The organism is uncultured Shewanella sp., assembly GCF_947491715.1.
Lineage (GTDB): Bacteria > Pseudomonadota > Gammaproteobacteria > Enterobacterales > Shewanellaceae > Shewanella.
Window position 1 is genome coordinate 51,148 of the sequence record NZ_CANLKR010000023.1, and the last position, 24,386, is coordinate 75,533.

The following is a 24,386-nucleotide window of genomic DNA, read 5'->3' on the forward strand; positions in this document are numbered from 1 at the left end:
GACAATGACTACAAAAGCCTAACGTCCGACTGGCTTTGCTTGTTATGTTTCAACTCTTCTAACCTTTCAACTAAGTAATTTGCTTGTTCTGAAACAATTTCTAGTTTTTTCTCCAATTGCTTGAAGTGTCTGTCTTCATCTATGTTTCTAACCAGCCCTTTTTTATTCCTTTTATTATGGTTAGCGCAAGTTTCTGTTATTTTAATTAGATATGTAACTCTTTGTGAAGCATAGTCAGCATTTCTAAGTGCCCACCTGTAGTAATCAGTATTATTATCTATTTCCGTGAACCAAGATTTACCAGATAAATAATGGGCCCAAAATACAAGCAGTACAGAGATACAGAAAACTATCTTTTGTGAGGCGGTTACAAATGAGTTCTGCACATTAAGTCCAGATCCCTTTAGTACGGACAAGCTGAGAGTTACAACAGATAAAACGAGGACAAATATTATGAGCCTTGATCCGATCGCTAAGATATCTTGACCATCCAATGGATCAGCAGACTTTATTTGTATAAACCTTGTGAGGGCAGAGCCTACTAATATTATTGAAGCAAATGACCAGTCTGGCCATAGCCAAACTTCAGTACCAACGGAGTCTGTTGCCAAACGAATAATAAAGATGATCGCAATAGGTAATAGGGTAAAAAGTAATTCATTAGAGATTGCTCCCCAGAATACTTTACCATAAACCTTTTTTTTACTTTTAAATGTATTAATATTTAGCAATATTCTCTCCTTGAAACATAACGCCTGCAGTTGCAGACGACTTGTAGCGACGAAGGAGCGGAAAGACGTTCTGACAACCTGTACTTGTTATGTATTACTCTCAAAAATACCCCTAATTCAGTAAATCAGAAGCAAAACACACAAGATGTATATATCCTCGTAGTCCGCCAACATGGGCCAATTCCAATTTTTTTCCATGCTTATCATTGGCATTGAACTCAACAACACCGTCTGGAGTATTTACCGTATATACAGCTGTTGTCCGTGGACCGCTAATATGCCAATGGACGTCAGGCATTTTGTGAGCGTAAGCAGACCTGAACAAAAACATTATTTATCGTAATGAATTCAGGTCGTTTTGATTGTTCTGCCAATTTCGAAAACTGCTGTTTCCATCCCTACTCGAAAGTGCCTCATCTACAGCTATAGAACATGCTCCAAGCGAGGTCATCATCTGATTTAGGGCGGCTGTCATTAGGCCTTCCTGATTGAAAATATCCCATTCTGGTATATCGAACGTAACATCATTAGGGATGCGTACAGTACTTACTGGCTTAAACACATTGTAATAAATAGATTGGTTGTCACAACAAGCTGCAAATTTCGCTGCGAACATAAATTGTTGCAATGCCCAGTAAACCCTTTCGGTTTCGGTCATAGTGTTCCTTTACTCTGAGTTATCGCGAAGACACATAACAGCTTATTCAGCAGCAGGATAATCTTCCAAACTGCTAATTCTTTGAAACAGTTTTTTTAAACAAATCATTAAGCTAGAGTACACTGCTAACCCAGCCTCTTTACGCTAGCCAAGCAAAATACCACTGCGAGAATACATTTGTAAATAAAATATTTAGTTACACCTGAAGCAAAGTGAAAACACCTGATCTTTATCATAAATATTTATCACAAAGTTATTCACCTTAGTCAGCCAACAAACCCAATTCGAAGAAACCCCGTTTGTGATTATTCTGTTGATTTTACTCTTTGCTCTTTGCTCTTTGCTCTTTGCTCTTTGCTCTTTGCTCTTTGCTCTTTGCTCTTTGCTCTTAAAGCCAGTGTGAATACAAAAATAACCATCGGAGGCAAGGATGCCTTCGTCTGAGCCTATAGGGATATATTCACGGCGCGTTATTTTTGTATTTGCACAAAAGCCTGCGGCAGCAATGAATAACATTAAGGCTAAAAGCTAAAAAATACTAGCCAATACCACTGGAGCCAAACGCTCATTTAAGAAACCTAGTGTGGATGATGGTGTGGATAGACATCCACGACCTTAACCTGCTGGAAGCGATAAATCCACATGAAGCTTCAATGAATAAACACACTTTCCAATACCACTTGAGCCAAACGCTCACTTAAGAAACCTAGTGTGGATAGGCATCCACGACCTTAACCTGCGGCAGGGTGAGGTTTTACTTTGTAAAACGCTTCGAACGAGAGGCATCGATGCCGAACTGGCTCTTAAACATGGACGTTGTTATTAATATCAAATAAACCAAGGGATAACACAAAAATGTACTCAACTTTCATTTGAAAACCTAACCCCCCAACAAGCGACAGATAAAAGCACTGCTTAAAAAAGATCCAGCTTAGCTTACCGCTAAGCTGAATATCCACTACCTATCCACTATCAACGAATAACAAGTAACAAGTAACAAGTAACAAGTAACAAACCCAGTGAACCCAGTCAAACAAATTCCAGATTAAACGTTAACGTTTAATGGCTAACCTTTAATGGCTAAAGTGTAATCGCTACAATTTTATAGCTAGCTGGGCCCCTTGGCGAATAGCCCGCTTGGCATCGAGCTCGGCGGCCACATCCACACCGCCTATCATATGCACTGGCAGTCCAGTGGACTGCATTTCTTCCAATAAAGTGCGATTGGAGACTTGCCCCGCACATAACACCACATTATCCACATCAAGCACTTCGCTTTGACCATCAATGCTAATATGCAAACCTTGTTCATCAAACTTTTCGTAACTCACGCCGATTTTTTGAATGACTTGGTGCTGCTTTAAGACTAAGCGATGGATCCAACCTGTGGTCCGCCCAAGGCCTTTACCCATCTTGGTCGTTTTACGCTGCAATAAATACAGCTGTTTATGAACCGCTTCTTTTTGAGGATGCATCAAGCCGCCGCGCTCTTGATAGGTTTTGTCTATGCCCCACTGCTTAAGCCATTTATCTAAATGCAAGGTGCTCGACTCTTCTTCGCCTAAAAAGTGCGCCATATCAAAGCCTATTCCCCCCGCACCAATGAGCGCGACCTTATCGCCCACGCTCACTTGACCCGTTAGCACTTGTTGGTAATCCACCACTTTAGGCGAATCAAATCCCGGTAAATCAATGGCTCTTGGCAGCACACCCGATGCCATGACAATCTCATCAAAAGCTTCATCGCGCACCACAGAGGCATCCAAGCGCGTATTGAGCCTTAAGTCCACTTTATGCAATTTAATTTGCTCAAGAAAATAGCGAATGGTTTCATCAAATTCTTCCTTACCCGGAATTTTACGGGCCAAATTAAACTGCCCACCCACCTCAGCTTTAGCCTCAAACAGCACCACATCATGGCCACGACTCGCCGCATACACAGAAAACGCCATACCCGCAGGTCCTGCGCCCATCACCGCAATGCGTTTCTTGTGCGTCGCTGGGGTAAAATTCATCTCAGTTTCATAACAAGCCCGGGGATTGACCAAACAGGTGGCACGCTTCAATGAAAACGTGTGATCGAGGCATGCCTGATTACAGCCAATACAGGTATTAATCAGCTCTGGCGTATTCGCAGCGGCTTTATTGACAAAGTCGGCATCGGCCAAAAAGGGTCGCGCCATGGACACCATATCCGCTTGACCCGATGCGATAATGCCTTCTGCGATATCTGGCGTATTAATGCGGTTAGTGGCGACTAACGGCACTGACACCTCTTTTTTTAGCCTTTCGGTCACCCAGGCAAAAGCGCCCCTTGGCACACTCGTTGCGATAGTGGGGATGCGGGCTTCGTGCCAGCCAATACCCGTATTTAAAATCGAGACTCCAGCTGTCGCCAATGCTTTGGCTAATTGCACCACTTCATCCCACGTTGAGCCGTTATCGACCAAATCCAACATGGATAAACGAAAGATAATGATAAAGTCATTGCCCACTTTTTCACGAATGCTGCGTACAATCTCAAGGGGGAATTTCGCACGATTTTCAAATGCGCCGCCCCATTCATCAGTGCGTTGATTGGTGCGGCTACTGACAAACTGATTAATCAAATAACCTTCTGAGCCCATCACTTCGACACCGTCATAACCTGCTTTTTTCGCCAGTGCCGCACTGGTTGCATAATCTTTTATGGTGCCTTTCACTTGCCTTGCTGACATCGCGCTAGGGGTAAACGGAGTGATTGGTGATTTCACTTTACTGGGGGCTTGCGAGAAAGGATGGTAGCCATATCGCCCCGCATGCAGTAACTGCATACAAATTTTCCCACCCACATCATGCACCGCTTGGGTGACTATGGTGTGTTTTTTAACTTGCCATGGAAAACTGAGTTGGCATGCATTAGGCGCTAAACGCCCCCGTAAATTGGGTGAAATTCCCCCAGTGACGATGAGCCCGACTCCGCCAGCAGCGCGTTCTTTATAAAAAGCCGCTAATTTTTCAAAACCACCCTTTTCTTCTTCTAAGCCTGTGTGCATGGAGCCCATTAAGACTCTGTTTTTCAATTGAGTATGGCCTAAATCTAAGGGTTCTAATAAATGCGGAAACGACATTCAAACATCCTTTTTAAACAAATGATTTAATTCAGCATACCTTGAGTCTGTACTAAGCTCAATAAGGGAAAAGAGTCATTTGTTTTTAATTGAGTTTTCCATCTGTGTATTATTTCAGTTAACATGACGTCAATCTCGTCATAAAGGAGTGGCAAATGTCCGCTAAACCTTCATTTTTAAAAAAGATATTTTCTGTTCTCTGGAATACCCTAAACGGTATTCGCAAACTTTTACTCAATGTCATTTTTTTCGGATTACTGATCGCACTGTTGATTGGACTGAGTAAAGAAGACAAAGTGAATTTAGAAAAAGGCTCCGCCTTGGTCCTAAATTTATCTGGTAGCATCGTTGAGCAGAAAAAGCCCGTCGCACCGCTCGAAGCGATTATGAATAGCGAAAGAAAAAACAGCAGCGATAACGAAATTTTATTGTCCAATGTGATTAAAGTGATCAATAGTGCCGCAGATGATAATGATATCAGCACATTGGTTCTCGATTTAGACCAATTACAAAGCGCAGGCTTGAGCAAACTAGAATCCATTGGCAATGCGCTCACAGCCTTTAAAGCCTCGGGTAAGCCCATTATTGCGCACGCCAACAGCTACAATCAAAATCAATATTTTCTGGCCAGTTTTGCAGACACTGTGTATTTAAACCCACAAGGTATGGTCACCATTGAAGGAATGGGCCGTTATCGCCAATATTTTCAATCGGCACTGAATAAACTCAACATCAAAATGAATGTCTTTCGAGTAGGGACCTTTAAATCCGCAGTCGAGCCCTTTATTCGTGATGATATGTCTCCAGCAGCGAAAGAAGCCAATATGAGCTTACTGAGTAACTTATGGGACAGTTATAGCAAGGTGGTCGCCAATAATCGTAACATCAAAGCCGATCAACTCGTCCTATCACCTGAGCAGTACTTAAGCCAATTGGAGAAAGCCGATAACGATATGGCCAAAATGGCCTTGGATCTGCATTGGGTCGATAATCTCAGTACAGCAGAAGCCTTTAGGCTCGCCATGGTGGATAGAGTCGGTAAGGCCAGCCAAGGTGATAACTATAAGCAAATTAGTTTCTATGATTACCTGCCAATAGCAAAAGCCCACACTCAGCCTACAGAGGCGAATAAAGTCGCGATTATTGTCGCTAAAGGCAACATACTCAATGGCAATCAACCCAGCGGTGAAATTGGTGGTGAAAGTACCTCAAAACTGCTGCGAAAAGCACGCTTTGATAATCATGTTAAAGCCATTGTATTAAGAGTGGACAGCCCGGGCGGCAGCGCCTTTGCTTCAGAGCAAATTCGCCAAGAAGTGTTAGCAATTAAAGCCGCAAATAAACCCATTATTGTCAGTATGGGCAGTTACGCTGCCTCAGGGGGATATTGGATCTCAGCCGATGCCGATTATATTTATGCCACCCCCACGACATTAACCGGCTCCATTGGTATTTTTGGGCTGATCCCCACCTTTAAAGACTCGTTAGCTGATTTAGGTATTTACACTGATGGTGTAGGCACTTCACAATGGGCAGGCTTTAGTGTCACTCGGGATTTAACCCCCGCCTTTAGTCAGGTTATGCAGCGCACCATTGAACAGGGATATGATAATTTCATTACTATTGTCGCCAATGGCCGTGATATGGAAAAACAAGCCGTTGATAACATTGCCCAAGGCCGTGTCTGGACAGGCAGCCAAGCCTTAGACCTAGGCTTAGTTGATGCTATTGGAGATATGCCACAGGCCATTCAAAAAGCGGCAGAAATGGCTAAATTAAAACAATTTGATACTCAGCTCATTGAACAAGAGCTCAGCCCGCAAGAACAAATTATACAAGATATCTTTGCGACAGCGGCGGTGTATCTCCCCATTCAACAAACGCAGTCTCAAAGCCCTATCATGAATACTTTAATGTCGAAATGGCAAAATATGTTAACGACATTCGCCTCTTTTGACGATCCTAATGGCGCCTATTTATATTGTGATACTTGTAATCTATAAATACCCATAATTTTGACGTCTTTTAACCCTAAAGCCCAGTTTTTTACTGGGCTTTCTATACTTTAAAATCGTATACTCTTGCGATGGATCTCTTTGTCGAATGAATTATGACTAAACGTTCAATTTATGTCGCCTATACTGGCGGCACCATAGGAATGGAAAAAACAGCCAATGGATTTGCCCCAGTTGCTGGCTTTTTAACCCAATGTGTTAAAGCTATGCCAGAATTTTACCATGCTGAAATGCCTGACTTTGTCATTAATGAATACCATCCTTTGATTGATTCTTCCGATATGGCCCCCACAGATTGGCAGCTAATCGCCAATGACATTAAAGCCAATTATGACCATTACGATGGCTTTGTCATTTTACATGGCACTGATACTATGGCCTTTACCGCCTCAGCCCTGTCGTTCATGCTACAGGGGTTATCAAAACCCGTCATTGTTACTGGCTCACAAATTCCGTTAGCACAACTCAGATCTGATGGGCAAACTAACCTACTCAATGCCTTGTATATTGCCGCTAATTACCCTATCGCTGAAGTCAGTTTATTTTTTAATAATCGCCTATTTCGCGGTAATCGCACCACTAAAGCCCATGCTGATGGCTTTAATGCCTTCGCGTCACCTAATTTTCCTATGTTACTTGAAGCAGGTATCAAAATTCGACTTCATGAGGGGAAAATAGGTAAACCCGAACCCACTCCGGTATTAACCTTAGCCAATATTAATCCGCAACCTATTGGTGTCGTTACCTTATATCCGGGTATTTCAACGGATATTTTTAATAATGTCTTACAGCAACCCGTTAAAGCCCTTATTTTATTAACATTCGGTGTCGGTAATGCGCCTCAAACCCCTGCGCTATTAGCCACGTTAAAAGCGGCTCACGAGCGAGGCGTGATTTTAGTCAACCTCACGCAATGTATGCAAGGTAAAGTCAATATGGGGGGATATGCAACAGGCAATGCCTTAGCGGGCTCAGGGGTGATAAGTGGTGGCGATATGACCACAGAAGCAGCCTTAGCCAAATTACATTTCTTACTGTCGACAGAAATGACTCCCAATGAGATCCGCCAAGCAATGCAAGAAAATCTTGTGGGTGAACTCAGTACAGATTAGCACTGAGCTATCAAGTGGTATAAATAGATAAAAAGCAACGATGCTTCACCACTCGTTGCTTACTCAATCAAACACTATAATTCTTCATTCTTAAAGGCTGCAATACTTTCCCCTTTAAAATCAGCAACGTCATCATTGACTTGCGCGTTAAATTGTTTTTTCAATTGCACTTTGGATAATTCATTAATCTGCCCTTCCTGACCAATGGTAAAATGATCCGTTTGCTGTAGCTTCTTTGCTTGATAAAGCATCACGACTTGCTGTGTCGATGCTCTTTGCTCATCTGTCAACACACTGCCATCTTCCCACTTTCCAAGTTCTACGGCACTCACAAGGCGCTCATACACTTCTTGGGGCATCTGCTGGATCACTTCATTGATATCTTTCATACACTTTTCCGCTTATGTAACACAATTCGAATACGGCATATCAAATAGCCGATAAAACCAAAAATAAAACATGCCCCAGCCACATAAGCTCTCGCCCCTGTTGCGACTTCTCCTCCCCAAAAACCAAGCACAACACCGAAAATGAATAAGCTCATTGAAAATAGTGAGTGATTTAATAATTGATTGGATTTTTTGATATGACTAATACGCCTATGGGACTCATTATCTCCTGATAAAGACGTTTGGCAATGCGGACAAGTACTCGCTTTACTGGAAATTCTTTTATGACAACTTGGACAAGGAACTAATGCCATGATCTCACCTCTCAAAAGCCGTATATTCACCTTCCCTATAGAGCAAAATAGCTTCATTATTGCCCAAGGGAAAGTCACATTATACCTGACTTTTACAATTTGTTTAACACAGCATTCATTGCCACGAGAGACGCTTCGCCCAATAACATACTCCGCTCTGGTGACCAAGCTTGAATGGGCTCAGCTAAATCATCATTATCTTTAAACGGCATTTCTAACGTGTAAGATAAACATCCAAATTCTTGCGCAACCCAGTTGGAGGCAACGGTTAAGTTAGCTTGCCCAGGTTCATCTTTATCGTAGCCAAATTGAGTTTGAAAATCCGGACTGGCCAAGAGCAAAGCTTGTTCAAAAATGTCTTGCAATGTCACCATTGCTGCATCAAACCTTGGCACACCTTCACTTCCCGCTAAAAAGACATAGGGCAAACCTTCATCACCGTGAACATCATAATAGAGATCCACGCCTGTTTGATGCATTTTATTAATAACATGGAACACTTCGGGACTTTTCTCAAGAGATGGAGACTGCCACTCACGGTTTAAGTTCACCCCCAATGCATTGGTACGCAGATGCCCTCTAACCCCCCCATCAGGATTCATGTTAGGAACAACATAAAAATTAGCTTTAGCAAGTAATGCTCGTGAAACAGGGTTATCCGTATCAAGTAATTGTGACATTAACCCTTCAACAAGCCACTCGGCCATGGTTTCACCTGGGTGCTGACGAGCAGTGATCCACACATTTGCCTTAGTCTCATCACCATCGCCAATCTTAACGACACTCAGATCACGCTTATCTATGCTTAAACCAAGGTGCTCTACTGTAACCATTGGATGCACTTGACATTTCGCCAACAAATCTTGATGACGCTCATAACTATAAGGCGCAAAATAGGCTATTTGAATAGAGTCACAGTCCAGCTCAACATCAATGGTTAATCGACCATTTTCATAACGTGTGGGCAGCCTAAACCAATGTTCTCTGTCATAAGAAGCAGCTGCTTGATAATTTTCCCACCCCTCAGGGTAAGAAGCCTTATCGGCATTCACAATATGCAATTGATAATGTACGCCAATCGTGCCATCAAGTTTAAAATTAAACCATTGAAAAAATTCATTTCCCTCATCTGGACGAATAGCAAGCTCAATATTTTCTGGCTCTAGTGCATTGATAACCTGAATATTTCCACCATCAAAATTGGCACTTATCCTCATAAAAACTTCCCTAAAATACAGGTCCCAAAAAAGGTAGGAACCTGTTTAATTAACATAAGTAATCCATAGGATAAACCAAACCAAGATCAAAACACAAAAATGAGCCTTAAGAAAAACAATAGCCTTGGCCGCGAACCGTATTGATCAATGTGCGAGGTAAATGGGTTTCAACAAGCTTTCTACGAGTATTACTAATGTGCATATCTAAATTTCGATCAAACTTACCCAGATCTTTTTTGAGTATATTGCGTTGCAATTCTTGCTTTGTGATCACTTGGCCTTGTCTTTCAAATAAATACTTAAATAATTTAAACTCTGTTTGCGTTAAATAAACTTTTTTATCATCCAGTGATACACAGAACTCTGTATCATCAAAATCAAATTCTGTTATATCTAAGGCCGCAGAAGCCATATTTTGGGACAATTTAACATTCTGTTGCGATTGATTCATACACAACCCACTCCTATACAATCAACAATAGTAACGAGTAGCAAAGCATTAATGCTTATTTCACTATTATTCAATTACGTCAGTATCAATAGATATAAATGTGACTATCTTTATTTTTTTCATATAAAAATTTACGTTTTTTACTCTTCATCCCCTGCCAATATCGGCACATGTTACAAAATAAGATATTAATATAATTAATAAATTTAATATTACCGCTTTAAAGCTTAACCATTCTTGAATGAGTTTACTATCACAGAGCGATTAATTAGAAATAACCTGTATGATGGCAAAATTTGCAATAAAAAAAGGCAACCACAAGTAATAAGATAATAAAGCTCTATTCTTCTTTAAAATAAACCTATTTATAATTTATATTTATATCAAATAACAAACTGCATAAAAGTGAAAATATAAACCAATCCCCCCGTCACTTTACCGCCAATAAAATTAACATTGCCATTACCGCTATTTAATGACACTTTATTTTGGTCCTCTACACTACACATCTTTACACTTGAACTAGATATACTCTTTATTTTTCATTTACTCAAGTATTTTATCCCCTACAGCCCATTAGCATAGGGGATCTGCTCTAATAATTCTCTAACAAAAAATGGCTTTTTGTATATTGGCTTGTTAAAAATAGACCTGTCATCACGACATTTAAGCGCCATTAATGCATGCTACTTGCTGTATCAAACACCTTGTATAAGCCAAGTAATAAATGAATTAATAGTTTATATATCAGTAATATTTAATGTTTTTATTCGTATTGTCGCTTTAAGTAACTCCCTCTCACATATTTTTATTTAGCGGTCAAAAGAAAATAGTGAGTAAATACTCAAATACCGTTACAAATAGATACATAATAATCACATATCAAAAAGCCTGCTTAATTGGCCTATTTGCATAAAAAACGCACTCTTGAATAAAGTGCGTGTATTTTATTGGCCGATAACATTCATATTCAATTCATTTCGTTTTGATGTTCCAGCAACATTAACTGACGAATATCACTCACTGGGGCACTACCAAAACTTAAAAAACGCTCATGGAACGCTTTCAAATCGAACAAAGTTTCTTCTATTGTTTTTATCTCCTCACGTAAATCATATATCCCTCTGTAACCTGCGTAATAACTTGTCAATTGCACTTGGCTCAATGTCGCTCTACGCCACTTACCTTTTGCCTCTGCAATTTGTTGAAACGCCTCTTTTGTCATCAATGCAATCGCTTCATCTTCAGTCATCCCTTTCACTTGAATACTGTAATCAAGCAAAGTGTTACAGATCACCCTTAAGTGCCATTTGTAATACATCAGCCACATTTCTGGCTCAAAATCACCATAGCCTTGCTCTAACATCATACGCTCAGCATACACAGCCCAGCCTTCTATCATGGCGCCATTACCAAATAAACTCTTCACTAGACTGGGGGATTCGTTGGCGTAAACAAGCTGTGTATAATGGCCTGGAATGGCCTCATGAATATTTAAGATCTGTAAAATCCAATGATTATATTCTCGTAAATAACTCTCAGCAGACGCCTCACTCATACTGTCTAAAGGCGTGACATTATAGTAAGTATTCGCTGATTTATCATAAGGACCCGGTGCACTTACTGAGGCGCCTGCAAACCCTCTCATATATTTAGGCGTTTCTCTCACAATCAATGGCTTGTTAGGATCAAGATTAATCAGGTTTTTATCATTCACAAACTGAACAAGCTCGGGTATTTGCTGGCGAATATCACTCACAAAATCCTCTCGCTTAACATGATTAATCGATAATTTATTAATTAGCTGGCCGATGGCTATTTTATCATCACTCGGTTTTGCGCTAGAAAAATACTTAGGCCATAGCTGTGTTGTTAACGTGGCCATTTCAGCTTGGACTCTAGCTTTATCCGCTAATGCTTTTTCATAAAGCTGCTTCGCTGTCATCCCCGCTTTAATATCAAAAGCAAATTTTTGCTCATACATTTTTTCGCCGATACGAAAATCACGCCCGCCATCTATCATTAATTGCTTTTCAAGGGATTTGAGCCAACTGATCTGCTGCTTAATGGCCTCTACACCTTGAGACAACCTCATTGAAAACTGCTGCTTCTGGGTCTCCGTTAAGCCTGACGCCATTGCCGTGTCTAATAATGTCGGCGATAAAACCGACAAAGCGCCTTCATTTTGTAAAATGGCTAACTGGGTATGTTCAAGAGTCGGAGAAACAATACTGTCTCTGGCTGCCGCATAATAGTCTGGAATATAAGCCAAACGAGAAAGAATGGATAACAACCTGTCATTTAAGGGTGCAAAGTCACCATTTATCAAGAGTGCAAAACCTTCAGCCACATTATATTGGCTCGGATCCCATTGCCAAGATTTAAAGGTTTCTTGCTCCCATTTCATTTTAGCCAGCAAATTATCAATAATACGATAATCAATACGCGCATTTGGGGTCAAAACATTAGGATCGATTGTTGCTAATGCTTGCTGCTGGCGGGTAATAAAGTTGAATGTCTGCTGTCTTTGTGCTGCATTAGGAATATTGAGCCTGCCATCATAACCATGAAAACCTTTATACAGGGCCCAAGTGGGGAATGTTTGCCATAACTCATCAATAAATTGCGCTGAAAACCGCGTAAACACCTTATCTTGTTCAATGGTTTCTACCACAGGTAAGCTTGCTTGTTGTTGGGTTTGACACCCTGTCAGTCCTATTAGCGACAACATAGCCACTAAGGATAAAGCCGTTTTCTTCATTATATGATCCATTTAGGTTAAACAAATGATGAATATTAACCAAAATAGATCACTTTAAGCAATGAACGCCTACCAATTAACGCATTGTTATTAACTCATGCTCACTAACTCAGAGTTAACCCAGTTAAGTACCTGACTAAAAGGATACTTTTCGAGCGAAGCAAAAGCACTCGTGGCCCTGAGCTTATGCTTTGTAAAAATAGGGGTGGTTAACCCACATAAATAACGACTCAATAAAACAGCAGAGCTTTGCTCAGCCAAACGGGTGCGAGCATCAAAAGTCATGGTGCTAAAGTCATAACTTTTCAGCACAGGTAAATCGGGTAAACTCGGTAATACCGCCACCTTTCCATGACAAACGCAGCAATGTTGGCAGGGCTGATGTAAATGAGGATCGGAAAAATACTCCGCTAACTGTAAGTTGAGGCACTTATCACTACAAAAGAAGGCCACCAATTCATGAATACGGGCAACTTCATTTTGTTCTTTCAAATGGCATTTTTCAAATAATCGAGCGCATAACACCTCAATAGAGACATCAAACGAGTGCACTTGATACACTTGCATCATCTGCTTCGTTTGTAATTCAATCATGCCTTTATTATCCATATAATCCAGCGCTGTCAATACGCGCGCGCGCTCACAAGGGTATGCTTGTTGCAGTGCTGTCAGATCCAATGTATACCAAAGCTTAGCCTGTTTTGATGTATCAATAATCGCATTGACAAAAACGAATCGTTCTCCTTTAAAGCAAGCCTCAAGCTGAGTTTTTGTCGCAACTAATTTATATTTATATTCAGCAAAATAGCTGTATAAAGGGGAAATCACCCCCTCGATTTCCAAATAAACTAATAAGGTTTTAAGGCTCAATGGCCGAATGTTTGTTCGCGTGGATAAACGATTGAGCATGATTTCCCACAGTTCATCCACGCCACTGTCTTGCTTCATTTCACTTAACAACGCCTTAATTCCCGACTGCTCTGGCGTGTCAGCATAAACAAAATTTTCCAATGTTGTTAAGTTCTCGCCACTCGCCAGCACTAAGCATTCAGCTGTTTGCCCATCCCGTCCAGCACGGCCAATCTCTTGGGCATAGTTTTCAATGGATTTAGGTAAGTCATAATGCACAACAAAACGAATATCACTTTTATCCACCCCCATGCCAAACGCTATCGTCGCCACAATAATGGGAGAGCGCCCCGACATAAAGTCCGATTGTATTTTTTCCCGTACCACTGAATCTAAACCAGCATGATAAGCAACTGCATTCACTCCCTTGGCATTTAACTGTCGAGCAACCTGCTCAGCAGTGTGTTGCAGCGTCACGTAAATAATCCCTGATAGCTTTCCAAGCTCAGATAACCATTGGTATAGGTAGGCTAATTTTTCACTCGCCGCTATTCCCTTCACGGATAAATTAAGATTCTGTCGATAGGTGCCTGTTAGGCATACGTTCTCAGGCGCAATACCAAACTTATTGCCCATATCCGCCACCACTTTTTCCGTCGCCGTTGCCGTCAACAATAAGGTTTGCGGGATTCTTAAACTGTGTTGGTATTGCGGTAATTTCAAATAATCCGGTCTAAAGTTATGCCCCCATTCAGAAATACAATGGGCCTCATCCACCACTAATAGTGAAATGGCCACTTGGCTAATAAACTGCCGAAAGCGTTCATTATTAAGCCGTTCAACCGAAATCATCAAAATTTTGATTTCTTGTCTTTGTACTGCAGCCATCAACTCCGCCACTTGTTCTCGGCTTTGTGTTGAGTCGATACAGGCTGCAGGGATCCCTTTCGTGTTTAAAAACGCTAATTGATCTTGCATCAGCGCCAATAGAGGAGACACCACTAAAGTGAGGTGAGGTAAACACAAGGCAGACAATTGATAACATAAAGACTTACCCGACCCCGTTGGAAAAATAGCCGCGGCGCTATCACCATTGACCACAGTTTGAATAACCTCTCTTTGCCCTTCACGAAAGGCATGAAATCCAAAGAAGGTGAATAAAACCTCATCAATATTAACCGTGTTGCGCATTTGACTCCCTAACAATCATAAAATCACTCTCCATCAAGCATATCACTATACCCAAGTTAAATGCAGGCGCGAGTTTCAATTGGGTATCATGCCATCAAACGACGTTACGCCCGCGTGTTGAAGCCATATTGAAGCAAATTAACGAAAAATGAGCGCGAGTTAACACTTTTCCAATTTTTCATCAATAGAGTGCCACACTTTTAATGCAGCGCCCATGACACTGTGCTATTATTTAATTGGTTAATTGGTCTTACCAATTATTTTTACATCCCATAAGGATGACTGCCGAAGCTTTGAATAAGGTGAGATAAATGGCTATATTTTGTCATCTGTCTGTGGCATTCATCCCTCTAGGATCACAGAGAATCTTTTCTGTCAGTACTCGTATTACGTTAATGGCAAAGGGGAAACATCATGGCTCAAGATAAATCAATAACACACACCCATTTTCAATCTGATGCTTGGCAAGGCTTTCATTCGGGCCCATGGCAATCCAATATTGATGTTCGCGACTTTATTCAATCTCATTATACGCCCTATGAAGGTGATCATCACTTTTTAGCCCCCGCAACCCCAGCCACTCAAGCGTTGTGGGAACAGGTGATAGTAGGCATCAAACAAGAAAATCAAACTCATGCTCCTGTAGACTTTGACACGGGTACGGTGTCAACGATCACTTCACATCAAGCGGGCTACATTGATGAAAGTTTAGAAACCATTGTGGGGTTACAAACAGAAAAGCCCCTCAAACGCGCCATTTTACCTAATGGTGGCATACGCATGGTTGAAAGTGCCTTTCAAGCCTATGGTAAAGCCTTAGATCCTCAGCTTAAATATCAATACTCAGCCCTTAGAAAAACCCATAATCAAGGGGTGTTCGATGTGTACACCCCCGATATATTACGGTGTCGAAAATCAGGTATTTTAACGGGATTACCCGATGCCTATGGCCGAGGTCGGATCATTGGTGATTATAGACGTATCGCCCTGTATGGGGTCGATAGATTAATTCAAGATAAACAAGCACAATTCCTGAGTTTACAATCTATTTTAGAAGAAGGTAAAAACCTATCAGACACCTTACAATTACGCGAAGAAATCGCTGAACAACAACACGCTCTCACTCAAATCAAGCAAATGGCCGCCAGTTACGGTTTTGATATTAGCCAAGCTGCAAACACCGCTAAAGAAGCCATTCAATGGACATATTTTGGCTACCTAGCAGCAGTTAAGAGTCAAAATGGCGCCGCCATGTCACTGGGACGTACCGCCAGTTTTCTTGATATTTACATCGAACGCGATTTATCCCGTGGCCTGATCACCGAAAATGACGCCCAAGAAATGATCGATCATATGGTCATGAAGCTGCGTATGGTACGTTTTTTACGAACACCTGAATACGATGAACTTTTCTCTGGGGATCCCATTTGGGCAACCGAATCCATTGGCGGCATGGGGCTAGATGGCCGCACATTGGTTACCAAAACCAGTTTTCGGTTTTTACACACCCTCTACAACATGGGGGCCAGTCCTGAGCCTAATATTACTGTCTTATGGTCTGATAAACTCCCCTCAGCTTTCAAAGCTTATTGTGCTAAAGTGTCTATCGATACTAGCGCCATTCAATATGAAAATGACGATTTGATGCGTAATGATTTTCAATCGGATGATTACGCCATCGCCTGCTGCGTAAGCCCAATGATTATCGGTAAACACATGCAATTTTTTGGTGCTCGCGCCAATCTTGCCAAAACCTTACTTTACGCCATCAATGGCGGTGTTGATGAAAAGTCTCTGCTTCAAGTGGGTCCAAAATCAGCGCCTATTACCAGTGAAATACTTGACTATAATGAGATCATTGCAAAACTGGATGACATGATGGAATGGTTAGCGACTCAATATGTCACTGCCCTCAATAGTATTCATTATATGCATGATAAATATTCCTATGAAGCCGCCCTCATGGCGCTCCATGACCGAGATGTTCGCCGTACTATGGCCTGTGGTATTGCCGGTTTATCGATTACTGCTGATGCTTTATCCGCCATTAAATACGCTAAAGTGAAACCAATCCGCAATGATAAAGGAATTGCTGTCGATTTTACGATTGAAGGCGACTTTCCTAAATTTGGTAATAACAATGCCAAAGTTGATGATATTGCTTGCGAACTTGTACATCGTTTTATGGATAAAATTCGTCATAAGCCCATGTACCGAAATGCCATTCCGACACAATCAATTTTAACGATCACCTCCAATGTGGTGTACGGTAAAAAAACGGGGAATACCCCTGATGGCCGCAAAGCGGGCGCGCCTTTTGCACCTGGTGCTAATCCTATGCATGGCCGTGATGAAGCAGGCGCTCTCGCCTCACTGACTTCAGTTTCGAAGTTACCCTTCGCCCACGCACAAGATGGTATTTCCTATACTTTCTCAATTGTACCCAATGCATTAGGCAAAGATGAAGCGACCCGTGAAGCCAACTTGGCCGCATTACTCGATGGCTATTTTGCTCATGATGATAAACGTGAAGGGGGTCAACATTTAAACGTCAATGTCATGGATAAAGCCATGTTAGAGGATGCGATAGACCATCCTGATAAATATCCTCAATTGACTATTCGGGTTTCAGGCTATGCTGTGCGCTTTAATGCGCTCACTTTAGAGCAACAACAGGATGTCATCACTCGCACCTTTACACAAAGTATGTAAAAGTGCCATCAAGGTGATTGAGTCAGGTGGCAATGACCCATAACTCAATCACCTTGAGATGAACACAGATCTTTATATCAGTGATAACTAACATAAAGATCGTCAAGAGTCTATAAGGCTAAAGAAAGCACGAAACCAAAGACAATAACGTGGATAATAGCGCTCGAGGGAATAGGCACATAAGTATCGTCAGTAGGGAGCTAAAATAGTCGCATTAACAAGGCCACTTTTTAAGCACATTTCGCTATTATCACCAAAAAAACCTTATGAAGTAAAATAGGAAGTATATGTCAGTTCATGGCCGAATTCATTCGGTAGAATCATTCGGTACTGTCGACGGCCCTGGGATCAGGTTTGTCGTCTTTATGCAGGGCTGCCTAATGCGTTGCCAATATTGTCATAACCGAGATACTTGGGATCTTCATGCAGGCAAAGAAATCCATGTTGATGAGCTCATGGCACAAATTGAAAACTACCGACCCTTCTTCGATGCCAGTCACGGTGGCGTGACCGTCAGTGGGGGTGAGGCAATTTTGCAAGCCCCCTTTGTCGCTGCACTATTTAAAAAGTGTCAGGAAAAAGGCATTCATACTTGCCTCGACACAAACGGGTTTGTTCGCCATTATACACCCGATATTCACGCACTATTAGCTCATACCGATCTGGTCATGCTTGATATCAAACACATGTTCGATGACAAACACATAGCATTAACGCAAGTGAGTAATCATCACACACTTGAATTTGCGCAGTATTTACAGAAAATTCAGAAAAGAACTTGGATTCGATACGTCATCGTTGAAGGCTTTACCTATGACATTCCGGCGGCAGAGTCACTGGCCGATTTCATCAAACCAATGACCAATGTCGAAAAAATTGAATTGTTGCCTTATCATCCACTAGGAAAACACAAATGGACGGCATTAGGTGAAACATATCAGCTTGGCAATATTTCGCCACCGAGTGCAGCCACAATGGCACAAATCAAAACCGTATTCACTCAGCGAGGGATCCATGCCGTATAATTAAATACTGTGCTTTGATAAGGCCATTAAAGTGACGCTAGAGCTCTTCCCAATAACTGGCATCAAGACGTTCAAAGGCTGCTTTTAAAATCATCGCCATATCAAAATAACACGCTTTGGCTCCTAAAGGTTGACAGTACACCCCCAGATCAGTGAGCTTTGTCGACAAGGTGTTCCCCCACTCTAGTAAAGAAAGCGGCAGAGGATGACGAGAACGCCAACCCAACCAAAGCAATCCCTGAAGAGGGATGCTAATAAAGAAAATTGCGATAGTAAACGCTTGAGGAAGAAATGCCATACCGTGGAAATATAACTGACTCATTGCTGCCACCACAGCCAATATTGGCATCAAGGGAATAGCAATGTTCATCGCTTTAATCACTCGGTATTCAGGAAAATAAAAACTCAATTGTCGGACCATAGGCCAAGTTTTCATATAACGTCGACCATCGCTTAAGGTCTTAAATACTTTAATACTCAAAAAGGCACCTAACTACTCACTAGACTGTCTTTAATGTTAGCACAGGCTAATAATGACTCCCAAGCAAATCATCGGGAGCCACCTTTGCTTTTAACCTGTTTTCGAGACTTCATCCTTGAATGATAAGAAGTCATTATACTATGTGAACCTAAGTTCACGAATATTGCGTAAGGTTTAACCATGTCAAACAAACTCGTATTGGTGCTCAATTGTGGTAGCTCCTCTCTTAAATTTGCCATCATTGACGCCAGTAACGGCGATGATAAAATTTCAGGTCTAGCTGAATGTTTTGGTCTGCAAGATGCCAGGATAAAATGGAAAGTGGCAGGCGTAAAACAAGATGCAAGCTTAGGTGCCATGAGTGCTCATAAAGAAGCCATTGACTACATTGTAAACACCATCCTTAAACAACACCCAGAGCTTGCCAAACAAATTCAAGCCATTGGCCATAGAGTCGTTCATGGTGGAGAGAAATTTACCCAATCTGTTCTCATTGATAACAGTGTTATTCAAGGTATCGAAGATTGTGCCAGCCTAGCCCCACTGCACAACCCTGCACATTTAATCGGTATTCGCGCCGCACAAACATCTTTTCCAAATTTACCACAAGTAGCTGTATTTGATACCGCTTTTCATCAGACCATGCCTGAAAAAGCCTATATTTATGCGCTTCCCTATCAGCTATATCGTGATAATGGCATTCGTCGCTATGGAATGCATGGTACAAGTCACCTGTTTGTCAGCCAAGAAGCCGCAAAGGTGCTTAATAAACCCATTGATGAAACCAATATTATCTGCGCCCATCTAGGCAATGGCGCTTCAGTCACTGCCATTAAAGCGGGTAAAAGTGTGGATACGTCTATGGGGCTAACCCCATTGGAAGGGCTCGTCATGGGCACACGGTGTGGCGATCTAGACCCTTCCATTATTTTCCATTTGGTCAATCGCTTAGGTTATAGCTTAGATGAAGTCAATACACTATTAAATAACCAAAGTGGTCTCTTAGGCATTTCTGAACTCACCAATGATTGCCGCGGCATCGAAGAAGGATATGAAGCAGGTCATAAAGGCGCGACCTTAGCTCTTGAAATTTTCTGTTACCGTTTAGCTAAATATATCGCTTCTTATACTGTTCCCCTCACTCGCCTCGATGCTGTCGTTTTTACTGGTGGCATTGGCGAAAACTCAGATGTGATCCGTAAAAAAGTACTCGATGCACTCGCCATTTTTCATTTTAATGTCGACAATGCACGTAATCAAGCCGCACGCTTCGGTAAGCAAGGCGTGATCACCTCTGATAACAGCCCTATCGCCATGGTGATCCCCACTAATGAGGAATGGGTTATTGCACAAGATGCCATTGCACTAACGTAAACAAGCACCTATTTTTTATATTCTGTTCCTATGTTTTTCTATGCACCAAAGCATCATAAACTTAGGAACAATACCCTAAGACTCATCACGACATCATTCGTAATGAGTCTCACTCAATACATCGAGTCACAAAGAGGTTTATATGTCTCGCAACATCATGCTAATCCCTGTCGGTACCAGCGTGGGTCTCACTTCCATTAGCTTAGGATTAGTACGCGCATTAGCGCATCAGGGAATTAAAGTTCGCTTTTTCAAACCTATCGCTCAACAACGATTAGGTGATACAAGCCCTGAACGTTCGACCACCATTTTAAGTCAGTCACCCACCATTAATCCCCTTGAGCCATTTACTATGGCACACGCTGAGCATTTAATTCGATTGGATCAAACTGATGTATTGATGGAACAAATCATTGCTCGTGCCTCTCAAGCGACCGATCATAGCGAAACAATGATCATCGAAGGGTTAGTACAAACCCGCAATCACCCTTTTTCAAGTGATGTAAATTACGCTATCGCAAAATCCCTTGATGCTGATATTATTTTTGTTGCGACCCCAGGTACTGAAACCTCTGTAGAACTGACCAACCGCCTTGAAATTGCCCATAACGCATGGGGTGGAAATAAAAATAAACGCTTAATTGGCGCTATCATCAACAAAATTAATGCCCCTGTAGATGAAGAAGGTCGCACTCGCCCCGATTTATCTGAAGTCTTTGATCATCAAAGTCTAAGTGAAGCACATGCTGAAGAAGCCTTTATTCTACCTGCAAAAAGCGCCGTGCGTATTTTGGGCAGTGTCCCTTATAGTTTAGATTTAGTGGCTCCTCGAGCATCAGATTTAGCACTGCACTTAAATGCCAAAATCATTAATGCTGGCGAAATGGATACCCGCAGACTCAGAAAGGTCACATTTTGTGCTCGCAGTTTGCCAAATATGGTCACCCATATTCAAACAGACTCATTGCTGGTCACCTCAGGCGATCGCTCTGATGTCATTGTATCTGCGTGTCTGGCCGCGATGAATGGAGTGAAAATTGGTGCGCTCTTGCTCACCGGAAGCTACCAACCCGAGCCTGCAATCATGCAGCTCTGCCAACAAGCCTTTGACACAGGCTTACCTGTCTTTTTAATTGATACTAATACTTGGCAAACATCATTAAATATTCAACGCTTCGATCATGAAGTCCCCGTCAATGATGCTGTACGTATCGAGCAAGTTCAAGAGTTTGTTGCCAGTCATATCGATAATGAATGGGTCGAAAGTGTCACCAAAAACTCACCTCGTGAGCATAGGTTATCTCCTCCAGCTTTCCGTTTCAAGCTAACTGAACTGGCTCGCGCAGCTCAAAAAACCGTTGTTTTACCTGAAGGAAGCGATCCGCGTACCATTAAAGCGGCGGCAATTTGCGCCGAACGAGGGATCGCACGCTGTGTCTTATTAGGCCAAAAAGAAGACATTCATCGCATCGCCAGTCAGCAAGGTGTCACATTAGGGGAAGGTGTTGAGATCATTGAGCCCAATGTTGTTCGCAATCAATATGTCGCGCCTATGGTGGAGCTTCGTCGTCATAAAGGCTTAACGGAAGTCGTTGCCCGTGAGCAATTAGAAGACAACATGGTGCTTGGCACCATGATGTTAGCTCAAAATGAAGTCGACGGTATTGTGTCAGGCGCAGTGAATACCACAGCCCATACTATTCGCCCGCCACTGCAACTGATCAAAACGGCACCGGGCTCCAGTTTAGTCTCTTCGATTTTCTTTATGTTAATGCCCGATCAAGTTTTAGTGTATGGCGATTGTGCCATTAACCCTGATCCCAATGCCGAACAGCTGGCAGATATTGCGATTCAATCCGCCGACTCAGCAAAAGCCTTTGGCATTGAGCCTAAAGTCGCCATGATAAGCTATTCGACGGGCCGATCTGGAACAGGCGATGATGTCGATAAAGTCCGTGAAGCGACTCGTATTGCCAAACAGAAACGCCCTGAGCTTATCATTGATGGTCCACTGCAATATGATGCGGCAGTAATGCCCAATGTGGCTCGCTCTAAAGCACCTGATAGCCCAGTAGCAGGTCAAGCCACTGTGTTTGTCTTCCCCGATTTAAATACGGGTAATACCACTTATAAAGCAGTACAAAGAAGTGCTGAACTCATCAGTATTGGCCCAATGCTCCAAGGCATGAGAAAGCCCGTCAATGACCTATCACGTGGTGCATTAGTGGATGATATTGTCTACACCATTGCTTTAACGGCAATACAAGCATCACAAAATACATAAAGCGAGTAAACTCAAAGCCTCTGTACTCTTTGCACTAACTAGTACAGAGGTTTTTTGATGTGGATAACTGATTTTATGGGACGGAAAATAAACAAAAATAGGACATATTTGAGGAAAACGACAAGGCGTCAAAAAATAACCAATTTAAAATACTCGTTTATATTTAGTTGGTTATAATAAATAAAAAAAGTATTCAACATACTTGTCCACAGATTTTGTGGATAACCTTTCTAGTAAGATCATATAGATATGACTGAATCATACTTTATTGTCAATAGGTAATATTTATTTTCTGATAAAAATAATCCGTTCAAACAGAATGTATCACTATTTATAAAATATAACGCATTAATAATAAATGATTTATTGATAATAATATCAATAAACAGCATACTGGCTATACGACAATGTAGTTTAACGGATAAGTTATGCGAACAGCCTTTGTTGCTTTAATTATGTTATGTTCATTAACCGCTTGTGATATCAAACATTCATCTATCTTGTCGAGTTTTTCTTTTTTTTCATCGCCTCAATCAGAAGCAGAAGCCGTGACCCTCGCTTTTTTTAACGCCATCTACATCCAAAAAAACCTTGAACAAGCTCAGCTTTATGTCAGCCCAACATTGCAATCTCTGCTTAAACACTACGCTATACCGTCCAGTGTTCAAAGGCATTTATTGAATCTTTCCCTCACCAATGTCACCACAGAAATAACAACGCCCGATCCCGAATTATTTAGTCAATTTGAACAAAGCCAAGTCGTTACCATTAAACTGTATGGCCTAAAAAATAATCAAAAATGGATTGATGATCGCAGCGTTAAAGTCGATTACAGCGACAATCAATGGCTCATTAGTGAAATATTACCTGAAAAAAAACGGAATAATCATGGTTAGCTCACCCAGCAGATAAAATATCTCTGACTCTAGCCTTCAAACTCGGTAAGATTTCTGCTTCAAACCAAGGATGACGCTTAAGCCAGATGTTATTTCTTGGACTAGGATGGGGTAATGGGATCACTTTAGGCCAGTATAGCTTCCAATGGGTCACCGCTTGCGTCACTCCTTGTCTTTCTTCAGGTAAATGGTAAGCCATTGCATATTGCCCCACCACTATGGTTAACTGAATACCACTTAAGGCGTGCAATAAACCTGCTCTCCATTTGACTGCACATTCTGATTGCGGTGGAAGATCACCCGTTTTCCCCTTTCCCGGATAACAAAAGCCCATGGGTAAAATCGCAAATTTCGCTTCGTCATAAAATGTTACTTTCGACACTCCCAACCAAGTACGTAACCTATCTCCACTGGCATCATCGAAAGGCATTCCCTTTTCATGTGCCTTTTTACCCGGCGCTTGCCCTGCAATTAAGATTTTAGACTCTGCCCCCATTTGGATAATAGGCTTTGGTCCTAATGGAAGAGCAGCAGCACACAAGTCACATTGCTTCACATTTTCTTTTAACACCAAAAGCGGATCCATACTTTTATTCCTTTGAGAACGTTTCGCAATCCATTATACCATCAATAAATATAACGAAACTATACCCAAACCACTTGAAGATGCAGGATTCAGCTGGAATTAAAACGCGTTTAGGCAAGGCATTGAGTTGAGGGCTTAGTTATTCTAAGTTGATATTCAATAACGCAGAATAAAAGTGTTTTAAACCAGCCCGTTGGGAGCCTGTAAAAAGACTAACTTCTACGTTGCAT

Annotated in this window: 18 protein-coding genes and 1 pseudogene; 7 read left to right on the forward strand and 12 right to left on the reverse strand. The window is 41.7% G+C overall.

Going from position 1 to position 24,386, the window contains the following annotated elements:
- Positions 1-8: 8 nt before the first annotated feature.
- From Q0779_RS15620 to Q0779_RS15635, 4 genes are all read right to left on the reverse strand, one after another.
- Positions 9-731 carry a hypothetical protein gene (locus Q0779_RS15620; protein ID WP_298773906.1) on the reverse strand — a complete coding sequence of 241 codons (723 nt, stop codon included), beginning with the start codon at positions 729-731 and terminating at the stop codon, positions 9-11.
- A 334-nt stretch (positions 732-1,065) separates the two neighbouring features.
- Positions 1,066-1,389 (reverse strand): hypothetical protein, encoded by a 324-nt coding sequence (locus Q0779_RS15625; RefSeq protein ID WP_298773908.1) that lies wholly within the window; start codon positions 1,387-1,389, stop codon positions 1,066-1,068.
- 192 nt (positions 1,390-1,581) lie between these two features.
- Positions 1,582-1,905 (reverse strand): hypothetical protein, encoded by a 324-nt coding sequence (locus Q0779_RS15630; protein ID WP_298773909.1) that lies wholly within the window; start codon positions 1,903-1,905, stop codon positions 1,582-1,584.
- A gap of 578 nt (positions 1,906-2,483) precedes the next feature.
- The gene (locus Q0779_RS15635) at positions 2,484-4,499 is read right to left on the reverse strand and encodes an NADPH-dependent 2,4-dienoyl-CoA reductase (RefSeq protein ID WP_298773911.1); all 2,016 of its coding nucleotides are present in this window, start codon (positions 4,497-4,499) and stop codon (positions 2,484-2,486) included.
- A gap of 155 nt (positions 4,500-4,654) precedes the next feature.
- Between Q0779_RS15635 and sppA the strand changes: the two genes are divergently transcribed.
- Together sppA and ansA are read left to right on the forward strand one after the other, a co-directional pair.
- Positions 4,655-6,502 carry a signal peptide peptidase SppA gene (gene sppA, locus Q0779_RS15640; protein WP_298773912.1) on the forward strand — a complete coding sequence of 616 codons (1,848 nt, stop codon included), beginning with the start codon at positions 4,655-4,657 and terminating at the stop codon, positions 6,500-6,502.
- Between the two features lie 107 nt (positions 6,503-6,609).
- Complete coding sequence (ansA, locus tag Q0779_RS15645; RefSeq protein WP_298773913.1) at positions 6,610-7,626, forward strand: asparaginase; 1,017 nt, start codon at positions 6,610-6,612, stop codon at positions 7,624-7,626.
- A 74-nt stretch (positions 7,627-7,700) separates the two neighbouring features.
- Here ansA and Q0779_RS15650 read toward each other — a convergent pair whose 3' ends face one another.
- The 6 genes and pseudogenes from Q0779_RS15650 to Q0779_RS15675 form a co-directional block, all read right to left on the reverse strand.
- A complete protein-coding gene (locus Q0779_RS15650) occupies positions 7,701-8,015 on the reverse strand; it encodes a DUF1315 family protein (RefSeq protein ID WP_298773915.1) in 315 nt (104 codons plus the stop codon).
- Entirely contained in the window at positions 8,012-8,329 is a 318-nt protein-coding gene (locus Q0779_RS15655) for a zinc ribbon domain-containing protein (protein ID WP_298773917.1), read from the reverse strand. Before Q0779_RS15655 ends, Q0779_RS15650 begins: the two co-directional genes overlap by 4 nt.
- Before the next feature lie 92 nt (positions 8,330-8,421).
- A complete protein-coding gene (locus Q0779_RS15660; RefSeq protein WP_298773919.1) occupies positions 8,422-9,546 on the reverse strand; it encodes a M14-type cytosolic carboxypeptidase in 1,125 nt (374 codons plus the stop codon).
- Positions 9,547-9,652: 106 nt separating this feature from the next.
- Positions 9,653-9,874, reverse strand: a pseudogene (locus Q0779_RS15665) (winged helix-turn-helix domain-containing protein); the annotation flags it as partial.
- A 1,093-nt stretch (positions 9,875-10,967) separates the two neighbouring features.
- Positions 10,968-12,758, reverse strand: a complete 1,791-nt coding sequence (locus Q0779_RS15670) for a DUF885 domain-containing protein (protein ID WP_298773922.1) — start codon at positions 12,756-12,758, stop codon at positions 10,968-10,970.
- A gap of 90 nt (positions 12,759-12,848) precedes the next feature.
- The gene (locus tag Q0779_RS15675) at positions 12,849-14,798 is read right to left on the reverse strand and encodes an ATP-dependent DNA helicase RecQ (RefSeq protein WP_298773924.1); all 1,950 of its coding nucleotides are present in this window, start codon (positions 14,796-14,798) and stop codon (positions 12,849-12,851) included.
- Between the two features lie 414 nt (positions 14,799-15,212).
- On the opposite strand from Q0779_RS15675, the gene pflB reads away from it, so the two are divergent.
- The gene (gene pflB, locus Q0779_RS15680) at positions 15,213-17,510 is read left to right on the forward strand and encodes a formate C-acetyltransferase (RefSeq protein ID WP_298773925.1); all 2,298 of its coding nucleotides are present in this window, start codon (positions 15,213-15,215) and stop codon (positions 17,508-17,510) included.
- Positions 17,511-17,797: 287 nt separating this feature from the next.
- On the forward strand, positions 17,798-18,535 hold the full coding sequence (gene pflA, locus Q0779_RS15685) for a pyruvate formate lyase 1-activating protein (protein WP_298773927.1): 738 nt from the start codon (positions 17,798-17,800) through the stop codon (positions 18,533-18,535).
- Between the two features lie 37 nt (positions 18,536-18,572).
- On the opposite strand, the gene yfbV is transcribed toward pflA, so the two are convergent.
- Positions 18,573-19,016, reverse strand: coding sequence for a terminus macrodomain insulation protein YfbV (gene yfbV, locus Q0779_RS15690; RefSeq protein ID WP_298773929.1), 444 nt, complete (start codon positions 19,014-19,016; stop codon positions 18,573-18,575).
- A 180-nt stretch (positions 19,017-19,196) separates the two neighbouring features.
- On the opposite strand from yfbV, the gene ackA reads away from it, so the two are divergent.
- The 3 genes from ackA (at position 19,197) to Q0779_RS15705 (ending at position 23,570) form a co-directional block, all read left to right on the forward strand.
- Entirely contained in the window at positions 19,197-20,390 is a 1,194-nt protein-coding gene (gene ackA / locus Q0779_RS15695; protein ID WP_298773930.1) for an acetate kinase, read from the forward strand.
- Between the two features lie 142 nt (positions 20,391-20,532).
- Positions 20,533-22,674 (forward strand): phosphate acetyltransferase, encoded by a 2,142-nt coding sequence (gene pta / locus Q0779_RS15700; RefSeq protein WP_298773931.1) that lies wholly within the window; start codon positions 20,533-20,535, stop codon positions 22,672-22,674.
- A 428-nt stretch (positions 22,675-23,102) separates the two neighbouring features.
- The gene (locus Q0779_RS15705; protein WP_298773933.1) at positions 23,103-23,570 is read left to right on the forward strand and encodes a hypothetical protein; all 468 of its coding nucleotides are present in this window, start codon (positions 23,103-23,105) and stop codon (positions 23,568-23,570) included.
- A 1-nt stretch (position 23,571) separates the two neighbouring features.
- Here Q0779_RS15705 and Q0779_RS15710 read toward each other — a convergent pair whose 3' ends face one another.
- Complete coding sequence (locus Q0779_RS15710) at positions 23,572-24,156, reverse strand: uracil-DNA glycosylase family protein (protein ID WP_298773937.1); 585 nt, start codon at positions 24,154-24,156, stop codon at positions 23,572-23,574.
- Positions 24,157-24,386 lie beyond the last annotated feature (230 nt).